This is a genomic window from Pseudogemmobacter bohemicus (genome assembly GCF_003290025.1).
GTDB classification, from domain to species: Bacteria; Pseudomonadota; Alphaproteobacteria; order Rhodobacterales; family Rhodobacteraceae; genus Pseudogemmobacter; species Pseudogemmobacter bohemicus.
Genome location: NZ_QNHG01000001.1, coordinates 196,057 through 210,641 on the forward strand (window position 1 = coordinate 196,057; position 14,585 = coordinate 210,641).

Sequence of the window (14,585 nt, forward strand, 5' to 3'; positions counted from 1 at the left end):
TGGATCACCGGGGCAACCCGCCTTGGGCACGTCTGGTAACCTCGTCGATGCTGCTCGCGATCAGTGCAAGGCAGTCCGGCGTTGAAAAGCGGTGATCGGCCCCTTTCACCAGGGTCAGCCGGAGATCGGGTCCATCCGCATGGGCAAGGAGGTCAAGCGCCACCGCTGGCGGCACATCGGTATCCGCCGTGCCCTGCAAGAGCCGCACGGGGAAGGGCAGCGGCAGCGGGCGGTCCAGCACACGGTTCTGCGCGCCATCCTCAAACAGCCGCCGGGTGAAGATATAGGGCTGATCGGCGTAATCCGAAGCGATCCCGATCCGCCCCTCGGCGGTGACCTGATCGCGCTGCGCATCTGTCAGCTCTTCCGCCCAGGTGCGGGCGGTGAAATCGGGTGCGGCGGCAATGCCGACAAGCCCGGCGATCCGATCCGGGATCATGCGGGCAAGGAGGAGGGCGATCCACCCCCCCATGGAAGAACCGACAAGGATCAGCGGGCCGCTGGTTCGGGCTTCGATCACCGCAAGCGCATCCGCTGCCCAGTCGCCGATGGCGCCCGCTTCGAAATCGCCCGAAGACTGGCCATGTCCGGAATAGTCGAGCCGCAGAAAGGCGCGCCGCTGCTCCTTCGCCCAGGCCTCAAGATATAGCGCCTTGGAACCCTGCATGTCGGATTTGAACCCGCCAAGGAAAACCACGGTCGGGCCGGCGCCCTCCAACTGGTTGAAGGCAAGCCGGCGCCCCTGGGGCGAGGTGAGAAATTGGGTCAATGGCTGCTCCTTCGCGGGCGTCTTACGCGCCGCAAAGCCCTAGCAGAGGGGGAGCGACCCCGCCAGCCCGGCGCGCCTCACGATTTCTTCAAAGAAATCGTGCCGGAAATCGTTTCGGTTTCCGCGCCCCTGGTGCAGGTGGGGGCTCAGCCGATTGAGCGCGCGAGTATGACACTGATTTCATTGAAACTCCGCCCAGATTCCGCCTTCCAGCCGTCAAAGGCTGCCTGAACGGCGCGAAGGGATTTTTGCGATGTGGCGGGGCCGTCGATCACCCCTTCGGCCATCAGTCGCGCCGTCACGTCCTGTGACAACAGGAAACTCTCCTTCCCCATTTGCCGCAGCATATAGGCCCCGGTCGCCCCCCCAAGCCGGCTGCCGCCTTTCACCAGCCAGGCCAGCAGCCCGATGAAATCGGTATCCGGCCAGTCGCCCACCCTGCGCCCGAAAGATCCGTAATCGGCCGTGGTATCGCGGATGAATTGTGCGTTTTCACGGATCGCCAGGATCTTTGGCCCCGAACGGATCAAACGCCGGTCATTCACCAGCGCCTCGATCCTGTCCTCATCCAGCATCGACACCGCCCCGGGATCGAAGCCCTGAAACGCCTCTTCGATCCCGGGCCATTTGGCATCCACCACTTTCCAGCTGATCCCGGCCTGGAAAATGCCCCGCGCCATCTGCGAAAGCCAGGCCGCATCCGGCAGCGCTGCCAGCTGATCCGCCGTCAGCGGCTGAATGATCCCGGCAAGCGCCTGCTCCTGGCCGCCCTTGCGCCCGGCTGCAATCGCCAGGATCTCCTCGAATGACCGCATCTTCTGCCCTCCACCGACCGGTCAAAGCTGGCAGAGCCGGCCCCGCCATACAAGTTTTTCCGGGCCCCCGCTTGACCTTGGCCCGGCGCGGGCGCAAATGGGCGCGGATATAACCCGCAACCGGGTGCTTGGTAGGCACCAGACCGACGAGGAGCACGGCCAATGGCCCAGATTTCCCTGACTTTTCCCGATGGCAATATCCGGACCTATGAGGCCGGCGTGACCGCTGCCGAAGTGGCGGCCTCCATCGCGCCCTCGCTGGCAAAAGCCGCGATTTCGGCGCAGGTGGATGGCAAACACTGGGATCTGGCCTGGCCGATCACTGCCGATGCGGCGCTCTCGATCAACACGATGAAGGATGAGGCGCCGGCGCTGGAGCTGATCCGCCATGACCTCGCCCATATCATGGCGCGCGCGGTGCAAGAGCTGTGGCCGGATGTGAAAGTCACCATCGGCCCGGTGCGGGATCAGGGCTGGTTCTACGATTTCGACCGCGCAGAGCCTTTCACGCCCGAAGATCTCGGCGCCATCGAGGCGCGGATGAAGCAGATCATCAATGCCCGCGAGCCGGTGAAAACCGAACTCTGGGATCGCGCGCGCGCGCGGAAATACTACGAAGAGCGCGGCGAACCCTTTAAGGTGGAGCTCCTCGACCGGATCCCGGGCGGCGAAGACATCCGCATGTATTGGCACGGGAACTGGCAGGATCTCTGCCGAGGCCCGCATCTGCAACATACCGGCCAGGTGCCGGCGGATGCGTTCAAGCTGACCCATGTGGCCGGGGCCTATTGGCTGGGTGATGCGTCCCGCCCGATGCTGCAACGCATTTACGGCGTTGCCTTCCGCAACCGTGACGACCTTAAAGCGCATCTGACCATGCTGGAGGAGGCTGCGAAACGCGACCACCGCAAGCTGGGCCGCGAAATGGACCTGTTCCACCTCCAGGAAGAGGCGCCGGGCATGGTGTTCTGGCACCCCAATGGCTGGCAGATCTGGCGCGGCCTCGAGGATTTCATGCGCGGCCGCCTGCGCGCCGCCGGCTATCAGGAGATCCGCACGCCCCAGGTCGTCGACCGGGTGCTCTGGGAGAAATCCGGCCATTGGGAAGCCTACCGCGAGAATATGTTCATCGTGGAGGTGGACGAAGAGGGCGCGAAGGAAAAGCGTATCAACGCGCTGAAGCCGATGAACTGCCCCTGCCACGTCCAGGTCTATAACCAGGGGCTGAAATCTTATCGCGATTTGCCGCTCAGGCTGGCGGAATTCGGATCATGTCACCGATACGAGTCCTCGGGTTCGATGCATGGTTTGATGCGGGTGCGCGGTTTTACCCAGGATGACGCGCATATCTTCTGCACCGAAGATCAGATCGAGTCGGAATGCGGCGCTTTCATCAAACTGCTGTCCTCGGTTTACCGCGACCTCGGGTTTGAGAAATTCGACATCAAGCTTTCCACCCGCCCCGAGGTCCGGATCGGCACCGATGCGCAATGGGACAAGGTCGAGGGCGCGCTGCAATCTGCCATCGAGAATCTCGGTCTGCCCTATGAGATCAACCCGGGCGACGGCGCCTTTTACGGGCCGAAGCTTGATTTCAAGCTGACCGATGCGATTGGCCGCGAATGGCAATGTGGCACTTTCCAGGTCGACCCCAACCTGCCCGAACGGCTGGATGCGGAATATGTCGGTGAGGATGGCGCGAAACACCGCCCCTATATGCTGCACCGCGCGATCCTTGGCTCGTTCGAGCGCTTTATCGGCATCCTGATCGAGAACTATGCCGGCAAACTGCCCTTCTGGCTGGCCCCGCGCCAGGTGGTGGTGGCCTCGATCGTGTCGGATGCGGATGGCTATGTGAACGAGGTGGTCGCCGCGCTGAAAAAGGCGGGCGTGCGCGCGGAAGCCGATATTCGGAATGAGAAAATCAACTATAAAGTGCGCGAACATTCCGTTGGTAAAGTGCCGGTGATTCTGGCGGTGGGGATGAAAGAGGTTGAGGAGCGCACGGTTTCGTTGCGCCGCCTGGGCGAGAACCGCACCGAAAGCTTGGGATTCGAATCCGCGCTCAGCACGCTGGCCTTTGACGCGTTGCCGCCGCCGATGAACTGAGATTCAGCCGCTTTCCGGCCGGGAATCTGATCAAATGGTCAGAGAATCCGCCGGATTCGGTTAATTTCTGACGATTTCCTCCGCCGAAACACGGCATGAATTCGCGATTCCCTGTGAAATCGCGGCAAAATTCTTGATTTCCAAACCTGCCGTGGCATCCTGCCCCTGTAACGACAGACTTTCTGACTAGCCTCTCTACCCTGACAGGCCCGGAAGACCTGGCGGCTACGCCCGGGACGCAATTCCGCAGCCCGGGGGGTTACTAAGGGAGAGACGGGAATGCCGACTGGCACCGTGAAATGGTTTAACGCAACGAAGGGTTACGGGTTCATCGCGCCCGATGACGGGGGCAAGGATGTCTTCGTGCATATCTCGGCCGTGGAACGCGCCGGTCTGAAAGGTCTGAACGACAATCAGAAGATCTCGTATGAGCTGCAAACCGGCCGTGACGGGAAATCTTCGGCCAGCGAGCTGAAACTGCTCTGATCGCTCTGGCCGGCCAGGCCGCGCGGGCGCCTGAGCACCGTCTGGCCTGAAACGGTCGGCCAGGACGCTTCCACGGGATCTCATGGGGGGCGTCGGGGGGTATCGCGATCTCTGCCGGAACCCCCTGCGGCAAATCCCCGAGAAAAGTGCGGCCGAGAAATGGGTGGCTGAGAAAAGGGTAGGGCGGCGCCCGGAAGGGCCGCCGCGCTGCCCGCAGAGGGTCTGATAGGGGTCTGATAGATTGCAACCTGACCGACCTGAATTTCACGGAGCCGGGTTCTGTGAGGCCGGGTTTTTCTGTGAGGCCGGGTTTTATGGGGTCGCATTTTCGGTCGGATTTGATTCAAATCGGACGGATCTTTCCCCTGCTTTCCCCTGCGCGCGGCATCACGAGACAGCCGGGCCGGGCAGGCTGGGCCCTCGCCAATGGCAAGGGGTCAGCCCGTGGTCAGGCGGCGTTCCGTCTCTTCATCCCAGCCGATGGTCCAGCTGTCGCCCTCGCGGATGACCGGGCGTTTCATCACCGTGGGCCGGGCGGCGATCTGCGCCTCGGGATCGGAGGCTTTCAGGAAATCCGAAAAACCGCGATAGCTGGTCGATTGCCGGTTGATCGCACGGTCGCCGAATTCGGTAACGATCTCAAGGATTTCCGCCTCGGAGAGCGGGTCTTTACGGATGTCGCGGAAGGTGACCTGACGACCGGCGGCCTCAAGCAGGCGGATGGCCTTTTTGCAGGTGTCGCAGGTGGGAATGCCGTAAAGGGTGATCAGGGGGAGGCTCATCACCGGGCCTCCCTGACGCAGGAGACGCGGATGCCCTGCTGTACATCGGGTTCGCCATTTTCCAGCAGCACATCGACCGGCGCAACAGGCCCATGGCCCTGTGCCACCCGGCCCTGGGCTGCACAAAGCGGCGATACCGCCCGCACCGCCGTGGCGAAATCGACGTAACCGGGCTGGAACAGCACCGCATAGCGGTGTTTCGACAGTTTCAGCACATGGGTCTGATAGCGCTCATAGCGGCCGGTGACGCTGGTGCGTTCACTATTCGGCTCGAACGGGTCGTAATACATCTGCGCCATGGCGGGCGAGGCGAGCATCACGGCAAGGGCGGTCATGCGCAAGAACATGGGAAAACTCCTGTATCGGGGCAGAGCCTAACGGAAAGCCGGGCGCCCCGAAAGGGGGCGAAATCGGTCTGCGGAGCCTGCTTGCGCGCTCAGCGGCAGCGCAGATATTCGTCCAGCCGGCAGCGCGGCGCCTCGCTGCGCAGATCGAGCGAGCCGGCCAGATGCCAGTCATCAGCCGCGAATTGCGGGAAGAAGGTATCGGCATCGGCGATCCGGAGATCGACCTCGGTAATCAGCAGCCGATCCGCCAGCGGCAGCGCGGCGGCATAGATGCTGGCGCCGCCAATGGCATAGATGCGGCGATGGCCAAGGGCAGCCGCGCGGGCCAGGGCCGCTTCCAGCGAGGGGGTCACGAAATCCCCCTCCATCGTCGCGGATACTACGATATTATCACGATTTTTCAGGGGTCTGAACGGGAGGCTCTCCCATGTCCGCCGCCCCATGATCACCGCACCGCCCAGCGTTTCGCGCTTGAAAAACGCCAGATCTTCGGGCGCATGCCAGGGGATATCCCCATCCCGGCCGATGGCCCCTTCGCGGGAGCGGGCGACGATCAGGCTCAGCATGTCAGACCGCCCCCCTTAGACCGCAACCGGGGCGCGGATCGCCGGGTCGGGATCGTAACCGATGATCTCGAAATCCTCGAAGCGGAAGTCGAAAAGGCTGTCAACCTTGCGGCGGATCTTCAGCTGCGGCAGCGGTTTGGGCTTGCGGGAAAGCTGGGTCGCGACCTGCTCCATATGGTTGGAATAGATATGCGCGTCGCCGATGGAATGGATGAAATCGCCCGGCTCATAGCCGGTGACATGCGCCAGCATCACCTGCAACAGCGCGTAGGAGGCGATGTTGAACGGCACGCCGAGGAACATATCGGCCGATCGCTGGTAAAGCTGCAGATGCAGCTTGCCGCCCAGAATCCTGACCTGCCAGAGCGTATGGCAGGGCGGCAGCGCCATTTCCGGCACCTCACCCGGGTTCCAGGCCGAAACGATCAGCCGCCGGCTGTCGGGCGATTTGCGGATCATCGCCAGCAGGTCTTGGATCTGATCGACCGAGCCACGGGTGAACAAAGCCTCGCCATCGCCGGCGTGGCCCGCCGAAATCGCAGGGGCCGGGATCAGTCGCGGGAAGTCACGCCATTGCCGGCCATAGACCGGGCCGAGATCGCCGTTTTCATCCGCCCATTCATCCCAGATGGTGACGCCGTTTTCCTGAAGATAACGGATATTGGTATCGCCGGAGAGGAACCACAAAAGCTCGTGGATGATCGAGCGCAGATGCAGCTTTTTGGTGGTGACCAGCGGGAAGCCGTCGGCCAGCGGATAGCGCGCCTGCATCCCGAAACAGGAAATCGCGCCGGTTCCGGTGCGGTCCGGTGTCTCGATTCCCTGATCCAGCACGGTGCGCAGCGCGTCATGGTATTGTTTCATGGGCGAAATCACCTCCGGAGCCGGGCGTGAAGGGGCTGCCCCCGTCTGCGACCTGTCATTTCTGTCTGTCATAAAGCCCGCCGCCCCCCCTGCCAAGGCGAAAGCCGGGGCGCGATATTGGGGGGAAATCCTGCCTGTTGCCCTTTGCGGTGCCGTGTTAGCCATAACGGACCCTTTCGCGCAGGAGAACCCGATGTCGATCCGTTATCTGCACACCATGGTCCGCGTGCTGGACCTTGAGAAATCCATGGCCTTTTACCGGCTGCTGGGGCTGGAAGAGACCCGCCGTATTGACAATGAGGGCGGCCGCTTCACGCTGATCTTCCTTGCCCCGCCCGGCCAGCCGGAATGCCCGGTCGAGCTGACCTTCAACTGGGATGGCGATGACGGTCTGCCCTCGGACAGCCGGCATTTCGGGCATCTCGCCTATGAGGTTGATGATATCTATGCGACCTGTGCGCATTTGCAGGCCAATGGCGTGGTGATCAACCGCCCACCGCGGGACGGACGTATGGCTTTCGTGCGCAGCCCCGATAATGTCTCGATCGAGCTTTTGCAAAAAGGCGGCGCGAAGACCCCGGCCGAACCCTGGGCCTCGATGGCGAATACCGGCCACTGGTAAGCCTGATTTCTGCTGCCCTTTGGTAATCCGTTCCCTGCGTAAGGAAAACGCGACATGATCCATGCTTTCGCCCCCGGCCCGATCGCAAGGCGCTGGCTGTTTGCCCTGTTCGGCGCGGTTTCGGCCTATGCGATCTGGATGCTGGTGCTGATGGATGGGCCGGAGATGACGCCCTTCCGGCAAAGAAGTGTTCTCGCCGGGCTGGCACTGATCGCGGTGTTTATCGGCGGCTTCTTTGCGATGGCGGGGCGGCTTGGCATCCTGCGGGCCGCGCTGCGGGCGGCGCTGCTGGCCGTCGCGGTTGCGGCGCTGGTGGTTCTGTTATCGCTGCGCTGGCCTGATCTCGGCGGCATGTTCGATGAGCCGACCCATCTCTTGCCGATGCTGGCGATTGCGGTGCTGCCGGTGCCCTTTCTGATCGCCGGCGGCCAGGGGAGCTGGCGCGACTATCCCGCTCTGTTCGACATCAGCTGGGAGATTGTCGCGCGCGGCATGGTTGCGGTGTTTTTCACCGGGGCGGTCTGGACGGTGATCCTGCTGTCGATGCAGCTTCTCGATATCGTCGGGGTCAATCTGATTGACCGCATTCTTGATATCGACGGCGCGCCGCTGGTGATTTCGGGCGCGGCTTTCGGGCTGGCGGTGGCGGTGGTGAACGAGATGGCGGCCTGGCTGTCGCCCCGGCTGATCCATTGGCTCTTGCGCCTGTTGCTGCCGCCGCTGGCGCTGGTCTCGGCGATCTTCGTCGTGGCGGTGGTGATGCGCGGCTTTGGGGTGAACCTGGCCGGGATCTCGCCGGCGCTGGTGCTGCTGGCGATTGCGGCCTCGGGGATCGCTCTGGTGACGGTGGGTTTTGACGCCGATGCTCGGGATGCCAGCAAGAGCCCGCTGATCTTTTACTCTGCCGGGGTGATGACCGGGCTCCTGCCGGTTCTGGCGGCGCTCAGCCTGCGCGCGGTCTGGATCCGCATCACCGAGCACGGGCTGACCCCGAACCGTCTGCTGGTGGTGGTGCTGGGGCTGATCGCGCTGGTCTATGGGCTCACCTGGGGTGTGGCGCTTTTGCGCCGACGTTTCGCGGCGGGTGTCCGGGCATCGAACCCCTGGCTCGCGATTGGAGTGCTCTTTTGCGCGGCGATCTGGCACACGCCGCTGTTCAATGCCGAGGCGCTGTCGGCCCGCGATCAGGAGCGCCGCGTGATGGACGGGCGCCGTCCGGCGGCCGAGGCGGGCTGGCAGCTCTTTGCGGGCCTCGGCCATGCCGGCGAAGCGGCGCGGCTGCGGCTGATGGACTATGCGGTAACCGCCGGCAATCAGGATCTGGCGGACCGGCTGGTCCCCGGCACCTCCTATCGCGATCAGGGCGCTGATGAAGAGGCGCGGCGTCTCGCGGATCTGCGCCGCGTTCTGGGGACCACGCTTGATGTCGTGCCGGCCTCGGCCGGGGGCAGCCGCCTCATGTATCTTGAGGGCATGTCGGGCTGGGAGATCGACGACCTGAATGCCTCCTGCCAGCGCCGGTTGCCGACCGGTGAGCGCGGTTGTCTGCTGCTGGTGAGCGATCTCCTGCCCGATCAGCCGGGCGAAGAGGCGGTGTTGTTGCAGCTGCGCGCCGGGGACTGGGCCCAGGCCAACGGGATCTGGCTGGACGCGAGCGGTAGGGTCGCCAGCCGCGAATTGCGCCGGGTCGACGGAAATCCGCTGTCGTTTGACGAGGTGACCGGGCTCCTGCGCAGCTGGCGCGAGGCGCCGCCCGCCCTGGCGCCTGCCCGTCTGAATCAGCTTGGCAGCGGCAGCGACGGTCTGCTTTTCGTTCCATAACAAGAGTGCGAGAGAAATCGAAGGAAGTTGTTAAGACTTCGCTGCCAGGCTGAGGGGGCCGCAGTTTTTGCGGCGAAGGCTTGGTTGGTGGAATGTACGGGCTCTTACTGCGCGCGCTTCAGGATTACATACAGGTGACCTTCGACCCCGAATCCTGGGATCGGATCATCGCCGGAAGTGGCACATTGCCGACAGGTTTTGAGCCGCTTCTCCCTTATAAACATGAGGTGTTGCGCCACACGCTGCGCCTTTGCGCCGAGGAACTGGAACGTCCGGTTTCCGTCATCCTCGAAGACCTGGGCACCTGGGTGATCGCGGCGGGCTATCATGGCGCGGCGCGGCGGCTCCTGCGATTCTGTGGCGCGGATTTTGCCGATTTTCTCTATTCTCTGGGCGAATTGCCCGATCGCGCCCGGCTGGCGCTGCCGGATCTGACGCTGCCCGATCTCAGTCTTGAGGAAAGGGGGGCGGGGCTGTTCCGGCTGACCTGCAGCAATGGCCTGCAAGAGCTGAACTGGATCCTGCTGGGCGCCTTGCGGGCGATGGCGGATGACTACGGCGCGCTGGTGCTGATCGAGGAGGAGAATTGCCCGGATGGCCGGACAATCGCACTGTCGATCCGGCTGCTGGAAAGCCATTTCAGCGAGGGCAGGACCTTTGATCTGGCGCGGGAAAGCCGGCGCGGCGGGCGGGGAAGGCGGAAGTCGCGGCTCCCTGCCGGCAGCACACCAGCCGATCTCGTTGCGGCAGGGGCAGAAGGGCGCCCGCTGAATGGCGACCCCGTTCCGGAACACCGCCCTGCAGACGCGCATGATCCTGTGGGCCAGGATATTGTCGCATCCGGCCCGGGTCGCAAACGCTCGGTGGCCCGGTCAGCTCCGGGTATCCGTGACACCCCGGCCCTGGTCGCTGCGGGTGGCGTGGCCCAGACCGCGTCGGCCCGGAACGGGGGGGGCCAGAACGGGGGCGCCAAGAACGGGGTGGCGCTTACCGGGCCGTTGTTGATCGGTCCGACGCTGACCCTTGCCATGGAAGCATTCAATCATTTGCTGCCGCTTCATCTGATCCTGTCGGAAACCGGCAGGATCCTTGCCGCCGGCTCGCTGATGCGGCGGATGTTCCCGGGTGAGGATCTGATTGGCAGCCCGCTGATGGCGCATTTCCTGCTGCGCGTCACCGGCCAGAGCAGCGGCCCGCCGCTTTTGCCCCTGCGGCCGGGGCTGCGGGTAAGGCTGCAACAGCGGGTGGGCGGGTTGCGCCTGCGCGGCATGACGGTGGCGCTGGAACGGGGGGAGGGGGTGCTGATGGTCTTCTCCTTCGGGATTGACATCGTCCGCGCGGTCGAGGCGCTCAACCTCACCGATAGCGACTTTGCGGCCACCGATATGGCGATGGAGCTTTTGTGCCTGACCGAGGCGAATGGCCTCGCGATGGAGGAAATGCGCGCGCTGAGCCGCCGGCTGGACGGCGCCAGGCGCCAGGCCGAGGATGAGGCGCTGACCGATCCGCTGACCGGGCTGCGCAACCGCCGCGCCTGCGATATTTTCCTCGGGCGGATCTGTCGCGATGGTGGCCCTTTCACGGTCATGCATCTCGATCTCGACTTTTTCAAAGAGGTGAATGACCGCCACGGCCATGCCGCCGGGGATGAGGTGCTGATCCATATGGCGGCGGTGCTGTCGCGGTTGCTGCGCTCTCGCGATTGCATTGCCCGGGTCGGGGGGGATGAATTCCTCGCCATCATGCCGGGGCTGGAACCTTCGGCGCGGCTGCAGCACCTGGCCGATCAGCTGATCATGCAAGTGGCCAGGCCGGTCCTGTGGCAGGGGGCGGTTTGCCGGGTCTCGGTCAGCATCGGCATGGTCGCCGTGGCGGCGGGGGAGACGCCGCAACCGGCCGAGCTGCTCGCCCAGGCGGATAAGGCCCTTTATGCCGCCAAAGCCTCGGGGCGCAGCTGCGTCAGGACCGTGCCTTTTCGGGCCGAAGCCGAAGACGGTGCCGCAGCGGTGCCCGGAACGGAGCGACAGGCGCCAACCCCGCAGATGATTGGCGGAGAACCATCGGGCTGAAGGGGGAGGTGTCGGGGGCGATCCGGGTCTTTCAGGCTAATGAATTGATGTTGTGAAGTATAACATCCGATGGCACAGCCGGACAGATGTGCGGTCAACGCATCCAGATCGCTCATTTGCACCGGGTCACTTGCAAGGCGATATATGCGCCGGAGCGCTCTTTCTGTCGGTATTTCAATGACATGTGGTAGATTTCGGGGGGTGAGCACGTCCGGAGGCCAGTACCCCCCTACACCATGACCCGGGAACGAGGCCTGAGCCTGACGGGGAGGGCCGTTTCCGGAGCTGCCCGGTTGCGGCGCGGCAACAGGCTGCACGCAAAATCAGCGACAGGCTCCGGTCTGAGCCGCAGTAAGTCGCCACCCCCGGCCTTCACGAAAAGCAGGGCGCGCGAGGGCAATGCCCTGCGCGCGCCCGCGTTGGTTCTTCTCAGCCGTCGATCCTGCCACCCATGATGGCAATCGCCTGCTGGTAAACTTTGGCTGCATTCCATTCGCGGATCACCGCGAAATTCGGCTGGCCTTCCTGATAGCCCTGACCCGGCTGCCAGCCCTTTTGCCGCAGGAAGTTCGCGGTCGAGGCCAGGGCGTCGGTCATATTGTTCAGATCTACCTTACCATCCCCGTTGCCATCCACCCCGTAGCGCAGCGCATTGCCGGGCAGGAATTGGGTATGGCCCAGCTCGCCATGTTTTGCACCGATGCTTTTCGGGCTGATCGAGCCGCGATCCACCATCACCAGCGCCGCGATCAGATGCGGGGTGAAGAAATCGCTGCGGCGGCAGTCATAGGAAAGCGTGGCAATCGCCGAAACCACATTGGTATCGCCCATATAATTGCCAAATGCGGTTTCCATGCCGTGAATTGCCAGCAAAACCCCGGCGGGCACGCCATATTGCCGCTCGATCGAGGCGTAGAAATCGGCGTTCTTCGCCTTGCGGCTGCGGGCCTGTTTCACGATCGTATCGGCGCCGCGCACCTGCATGAACTTATCAAGCGAGTATTTGAAGCTCTTTTGATTGCGGTCAGCCGAGATCGTGGCTTTGGAATAAGAGGTGCCCATCAGAGCCTGGATCCCCCGCTCGCCCACCCCGGCGGCGCGCGCCTCCTGGGCCATGAGCGGCTTCCATTCGTCATACCGCCCGCCGCTGTCCGAGCAGAATGCCGCAAGGGTCGGAGAGGAAAGAGCGAAGAGCAGCGCACTGGCTGCAGGGATACCGCTGAGAATTCTGAAAAGGCGCACTTGTTCACCTGCTGGCTGAATTTCGCGCAAGTCTAGTGCGATTGCGCGCACAATCAAGCATTTGCCCGCCTGGTTGTCCTCACTTTATTGCCGGGTGCGGCGTAACCGCCTGGGCGCAGGTGGGGTTTTCCGGACCCTGTCGTGGCCGGCGGTGGCGATGACGCAAGATGCAGCATGGATCAGGGCTGCGGGCGCTTTGCCAGGCTGAGGGGCTCTGTTGCGCAACTCACCTGAGTGCTGGACCTCCGCTTTTCCCCGGACAGACCTGTGCCGCGACATCTGTGATGGATGTTCCGGATGCGGTGAAACCGTTGAGGATGGCGACGCGTCCCTGGACCTCAGTGAGCCGGCGGTCGAGGTCGCGCGGATAAACGCTGCACCATCAGCCTGACACGGCGCATCCTGGTTTCTGCACGGCTTCGGCGGTGGGAACCGCTCCTCGTTGCCAGATGGCCCGGCCGCGGCATTTTGATACGCGCAAGGCCTCGTTGCGGGCGATTGCTCTTTGGGGGGCGGCCCTCCGGACCCTGGCGTTCTTGCATGGGGGTAAGGTTGCAGCGGCCCCACGGGCAGCAAGAGCGTCGTGACACTTGCGGGTGTCGAGGGCTCCGTCGGTTGTGACGCTGCCGATCTCCTGGTCGAACGGGGGTTGGTTCAGCCATTCGGGCGCATCGCCCAGGTTGTGGGAGGTGAATTCGGCGGCCCGAATGTCCAGGGGTCGTCTCGACGATGCCGATGTGGATCTTCCGCCAGAGGCGCTGTTTCGTGCCGCCGTGCCTGCGGGCGTTGCCCTCGACCCTGATCCCTATCAGCGGTTCGCCCGAAACGGTGGCGCTTACCGGATCGATGTCGACCAGCAGGTGCAGCGGGCCGTCCGAACCGCGACAGGGGGTGTTCAGTTCAGTGTCTTCTGCCGTCGCGAAAGCGTGCTGAAGTCTGCCACTGCCCAGTCCAGGCTGATCAGGTCCAGGCAGATCAGGCGCAACAGGGCCCGATCTGCCTGAGTGTTCTGCCGAAACCTCTTTCAGGGTCAGGCAGGCCTGGATGGCGGCCGCGCTGTAGGCGGGCGGCTGCCGGTGGGAGCGGCTTCCCGGGGCATAGCCGGATCAAACCAAATCGTCGGCGCGCCATGGGGCCTGAGCGCCCCGTTGGAGGCTCGCGAGGTCAGGGTCTCGGGGTCAGGGTCTGGCAGATCGGTTATGGCGGTTTGCCCATGTCCTCCGGCTGCCATCCTGGATTCGTAAGATGAATCCCATCAGATGATTTGTAGAACCGTGCCAGGCTGAGGTGAAAACAGGACAGAGGGAGGAGCTAAGGGCCAATGGACCGTGACTCTTCCCCGGATTCTTCCCCGCAAATCGCCAGAAAAAGGCGCGGGAATAAGGTGGGGAAATTCAAGGCCGCTGCCCTCCGGATACACAACCGGAACAGGGGAGGAGCAGCGGCCTCAGGCCATTCCGCTGCATCAGCGGAATCTGGTGACGGGTCCGGCGACTTGTAAACTCGCACTGGTTAAGGGTGCCGGACCCGTCATTTTTTGGTTGTTGCTTTCGGTTACAAACACATAACCGAACACTCGTAACGCCGAAAGCAACAGACCTGTTCGCCTCCCTGACCGGGGGTGCGACCGAGCCAGTCTGGGGGCTGGCTGCGGATTTGCGATATGGCCCGGCATTTCAGCCCTTGGCATATCTGTTCCTTGACCGCCGCGTGCTTTCAGGCAGCACGGCAGAGGGCGGTTGTTGCCGCCTTTGATAATCCCCGGTTTTCAGGAAATCAGCCTGAGTTGTCTGGCATCCAGTTGCCTGGCATCCATAAGCGCGGGCGCTGCGGGGCTTTGCCGCCGCCTGCCATCCCGTGCCGGTTAATAAAGAAGGGTTCGTTATGGGAGCAGCGTCCCGAACAATGGCCCGGCAATTTTTCGCCGAAACATGAATTCGTCACCTTCACCCTGTCATAATCCTTTATGCGGTTGCAGCACCGTATTCCTGAGCAAGGACAAGGAGTTGCGCTAAGCGATCCTCTGCCTCACCTGTCAAACCGTTAACGCGGAGCAAGGGGGGTGGTTCCCGGTAAAATTCAAAAAAATTGCA

13 protein-coding genes and 1 pseudogene are annotated in these 14,585 nt (G+C 63.3%); 6 read left to right on the forward strand and 8 right to left on the reverse strand.

The genetic code is table 11. The features are described from left to right. Positions 1 to 4: 4 nt before the first annotated feature. Positions 5 to 769: an alpha/beta fold hydrolase gene (locus DRF71_RS00855; protein WP_112308757.1), complete on the reverse strand. Its 765-nt coding sequence runs from the start codon at positions 767 to 769 to the stop codon at positions 5 to 7. Positions 770 to 915: 146 nt separating this feature from the next. Continuing rightward, positions 916 to 1,584 (reverse strand): DNA-3-methyladenine glycosylase I, encoded by a 669-nt coding sequence (locus DRF71_RS00860; protein ID WP_112308758.1) that lies wholly within the window; start codon positions 1,582 to 1,584, stop codon positions 916 to 918. Between the two features lie 162 nt (positions 1,585 to 1,746). Between DRF71_RS00860 and thrS the strand changes: the two genes are divergently transcribed. Further along, positions 1,747 to 3,693: a threonine--tRNA ligase gene (thrS, locus tag DRF71_RS00865; RefSeq protein WP_112308759.1), complete on the forward strand. Its 1,947-nt coding sequence runs from the start codon at positions 1,747 to 1,749 to the stop codon at positions 3,691 to 3,693. A 279-nt stretch (positions 3,694 to 3,972) separates the two neighbouring features. Next, positions 3,973 to 4,179 carry a cold-shock protein gene (locus DRF71_RS00870; protein WP_112308760.1) on the forward strand — a complete coding sequence of 69 codons (207 nt, stop codon included), beginning with the start codon at positions 3,973 to 3,975 and terminating at the stop codon, positions 4,177 to 4,179. 437 nt (positions 4,180 to 4,616) lie between these two features. Here DRF71_RS00870 and DRF71_RS00875 read toward each other — a convergent pair whose 3' ends face one another. The 4 genes from DRF71_RS00875 to DRF71_RS00890 all read right to left on the reverse strand — a co-directional run bounded on the left by DRF71_RS00875 (position 4,617) and on the right by DRF71_RS00890 (position 6,738). Beyond that, positions 4,617 to 4,961, reverse strand: coding sequence for an arsenate reductase family protein (locus DRF71_RS00875; RefSeq protein ID WP_408634509.1), 345 nt, complete (start codon positions 4,959 to 4,961; stop codon positions 4,617 to 4,619). Then, positions 4,961 to 5,308, reverse strand: coding sequence for a hypothetical protein (locus tag DRF71_RS00880; RefSeq protein ID WP_112308761.1), 348 nt, complete (start codon positions 5,306 to 5,308; stop codon positions 4,961 to 4,963). The genes DRF71_RS00875 and DRF71_RS00880 overlap by 1 nt, the downstream gene beginning before the upstream one ends. An 89-nt stretch (positions 5,309 to 5,397) precedes the next feature. Beyond that, a complete protein-coding gene (locus DRF71_RS00885; protein WP_112308762.1) occupies positions 5,398 to 5,874 on the reverse strand; it encodes a dihydrofolate reductase in 477 nt (158 codons plus the stop codon). Between the two features lie 15 nt (positions 5,875 to 5,889). Further along, positions 5,890 to 6,738 carry a thymidylate synthase gene (locus DRF71_RS00890; RefSeq protein ID WP_112308763.1) on the reverse strand — a complete coding sequence of 283 codons (849 nt, stop codon included), beginning with the start codon at positions 6,736 to 6,738 and terminating at the stop codon, positions 5,890 to 5,892. Positions 6,739 to 6,931: 193 nt separating this feature from the next. Here DRF71_RS00890 and DRF71_RS00895 point away from each other — a divergent pair, with 193 nt between their 5' ends. From DRF71_RS00895 to DRF71_RS00905, 3 genes are all read left to right on the forward strand, one after another. Next, positions 6,932 to 7,360: a VOC family protein gene (locus DRF71_RS00895; protein ID WP_112308764.1), complete on the forward strand. Its 429-nt coding sequence runs from the start codon at positions 6,932 to 6,934 to the stop codon at positions 7,358 to 7,360. A gap of 54 nt (positions 7,361 to 7,414) precedes the next feature. Beyond that, positions 7,415 to 9,181 carry a DUF4153 domain-containing protein gene (locus tag DRF71_RS00900; protein ID WP_112308765.1) on the forward strand — a complete coding sequence of 589 codons (1,767 nt, stop codon included), beginning with the start codon at positions 7,415 to 7,417 and terminating at the stop codon, positions 9,179 to 9,181. Positions 9,182 to 9,273: 92 nt separating this feature from the next. Then, positions 9,274 to 11,250, forward strand: coding sequence for a diguanylate cyclase (locus tag DRF71_RS00905; RefSeq protein WP_112308766.1), 1,977 nt, complete (start codon positions 9,274 to 9,276; stop codon positions 11,248 to 11,250). A gap of 429 nt (positions 11,251 to 11,679) precedes the next feature. Here DRF71_RS00905 and DRF71_RS00910 read toward each other — a convergent pair whose 3' ends face one another. Beyond that, positions 11,680 to 12,477, reverse strand: coding sequence for a lytic murein transglycosylase (locus DRF71_RS00910; RefSeq protein WP_112309893.1), 798 nt, complete (start codon positions 12,475 to 12,477; stop codon positions 11,680 to 11,682). Between the two features lie 241 nt (positions 12,478 to 12,718). Continuing rightward, positions 12,719 to 13,684 (reverse strand): annotated as a pseudogene (locus DRF71_RS00915) (IS5 family transposase). 471 nt (positions 13,685 to 14,155) lie between these two features. Between DRF71_RS00915 and DRF71_RS27075 the strand changes: the two are divergent. Further along, positions 14,156 to 14,452 (forward strand): hypothetical protein, encoded by a 297-nt coding sequence (locus tag DRF71_RS27075; protein WP_157970851.1) that lies wholly within the window; start codon positions 14,156 to 14,158, stop codon positions 14,450 to 14,452. Positions 14,453 to 14,585: the final 133 nt, after the last annotated feature.

What these genes read in the sequence shown, in the direction of transcription:
- DRF71_RS00870 (WP_112308760.1), top strand. Translation starts at nt 3,973, where the DNA reads ATGCCGACTGGCACCGTGAAATGGTTTAACGCAACGAAGGGTTACGGG.
- DRF71_RS00875 (WP_408634509.1), bottom strand. Translation starts at nt 4,961, where the DNA reads ATGAGCCTCCCCCTGATCACCCTTTACGGCATTCCCACCTGCGACACC.
- DRF71_RS00880 (WP_112308761.1), bottom strand. Translation starts at nt 5,308, where the DNA reads ATGTTCTTGCGCATGACCGCCCTTGCCGTGATGCTCGCCTCGCCCGCC.
- DRF71_RS00900 (WP_112308765.1), top strand. Translation starts at nt 7,415, where the DNA reads ATGATCCATGCTTTCGCCCCCGGCCCGATCGCAAGGCGCTGGCTGTTT.
- DRF71_RS27075 (WP_157970851.1), top strand. Translation starts at nt 14,156, where the DNA reads ATGGCCCGGCATTTCAGCCCTTGGCATATCTGTTCCTTGACCGCCGCG.
- DRF71_RS00895 (WP_112308764.1), top strand. Translation starts at nt 6,932, where the DNA reads ATGTCGATCCGTTATCTGCACACCATGGTCCGCGTGCTGGACCTTGAG.
- DRF71_RS00890 (WP_112308763.1), bottom strand. Translation starts at nt 6,738, where the DNA reads ATGAAACAATACCATGACGCGCTGCGCACCGTGCTGGATCAGGGAATC.
- DRF71_RS00885 (WP_112308762.1), bottom strand. Translation starts at nt 5,874, where the DNA reads ATGCTGAGCCTGATCGTCGCCCGCTCCCGCGAAGGGGCCATCGGCCGG.
- thrS (WP_112308759.1), top strand. Translation starts at nt 1,747, where the DNA reads ATGGCCCAGATTTCCCTGACTTTTCCCGATGGCAATATCCGGACCTAT.
- DRF71_RS00905 (WP_112308766.1), top strand. Translation starts at nt 9,274, where the DNA reads ATGTACGGGCTCTTACTGCGCGCGCTTCAGGATTACATACAGGTGACC.
- DRF71_RS00860 (WP_112308758.1), bottom strand. Translation starts at nt 1,584, where the DNA reads ATGCGGTCATTCGAGGAGATCCTGGCGATTGCAGCCGGGCGCAAGGGC.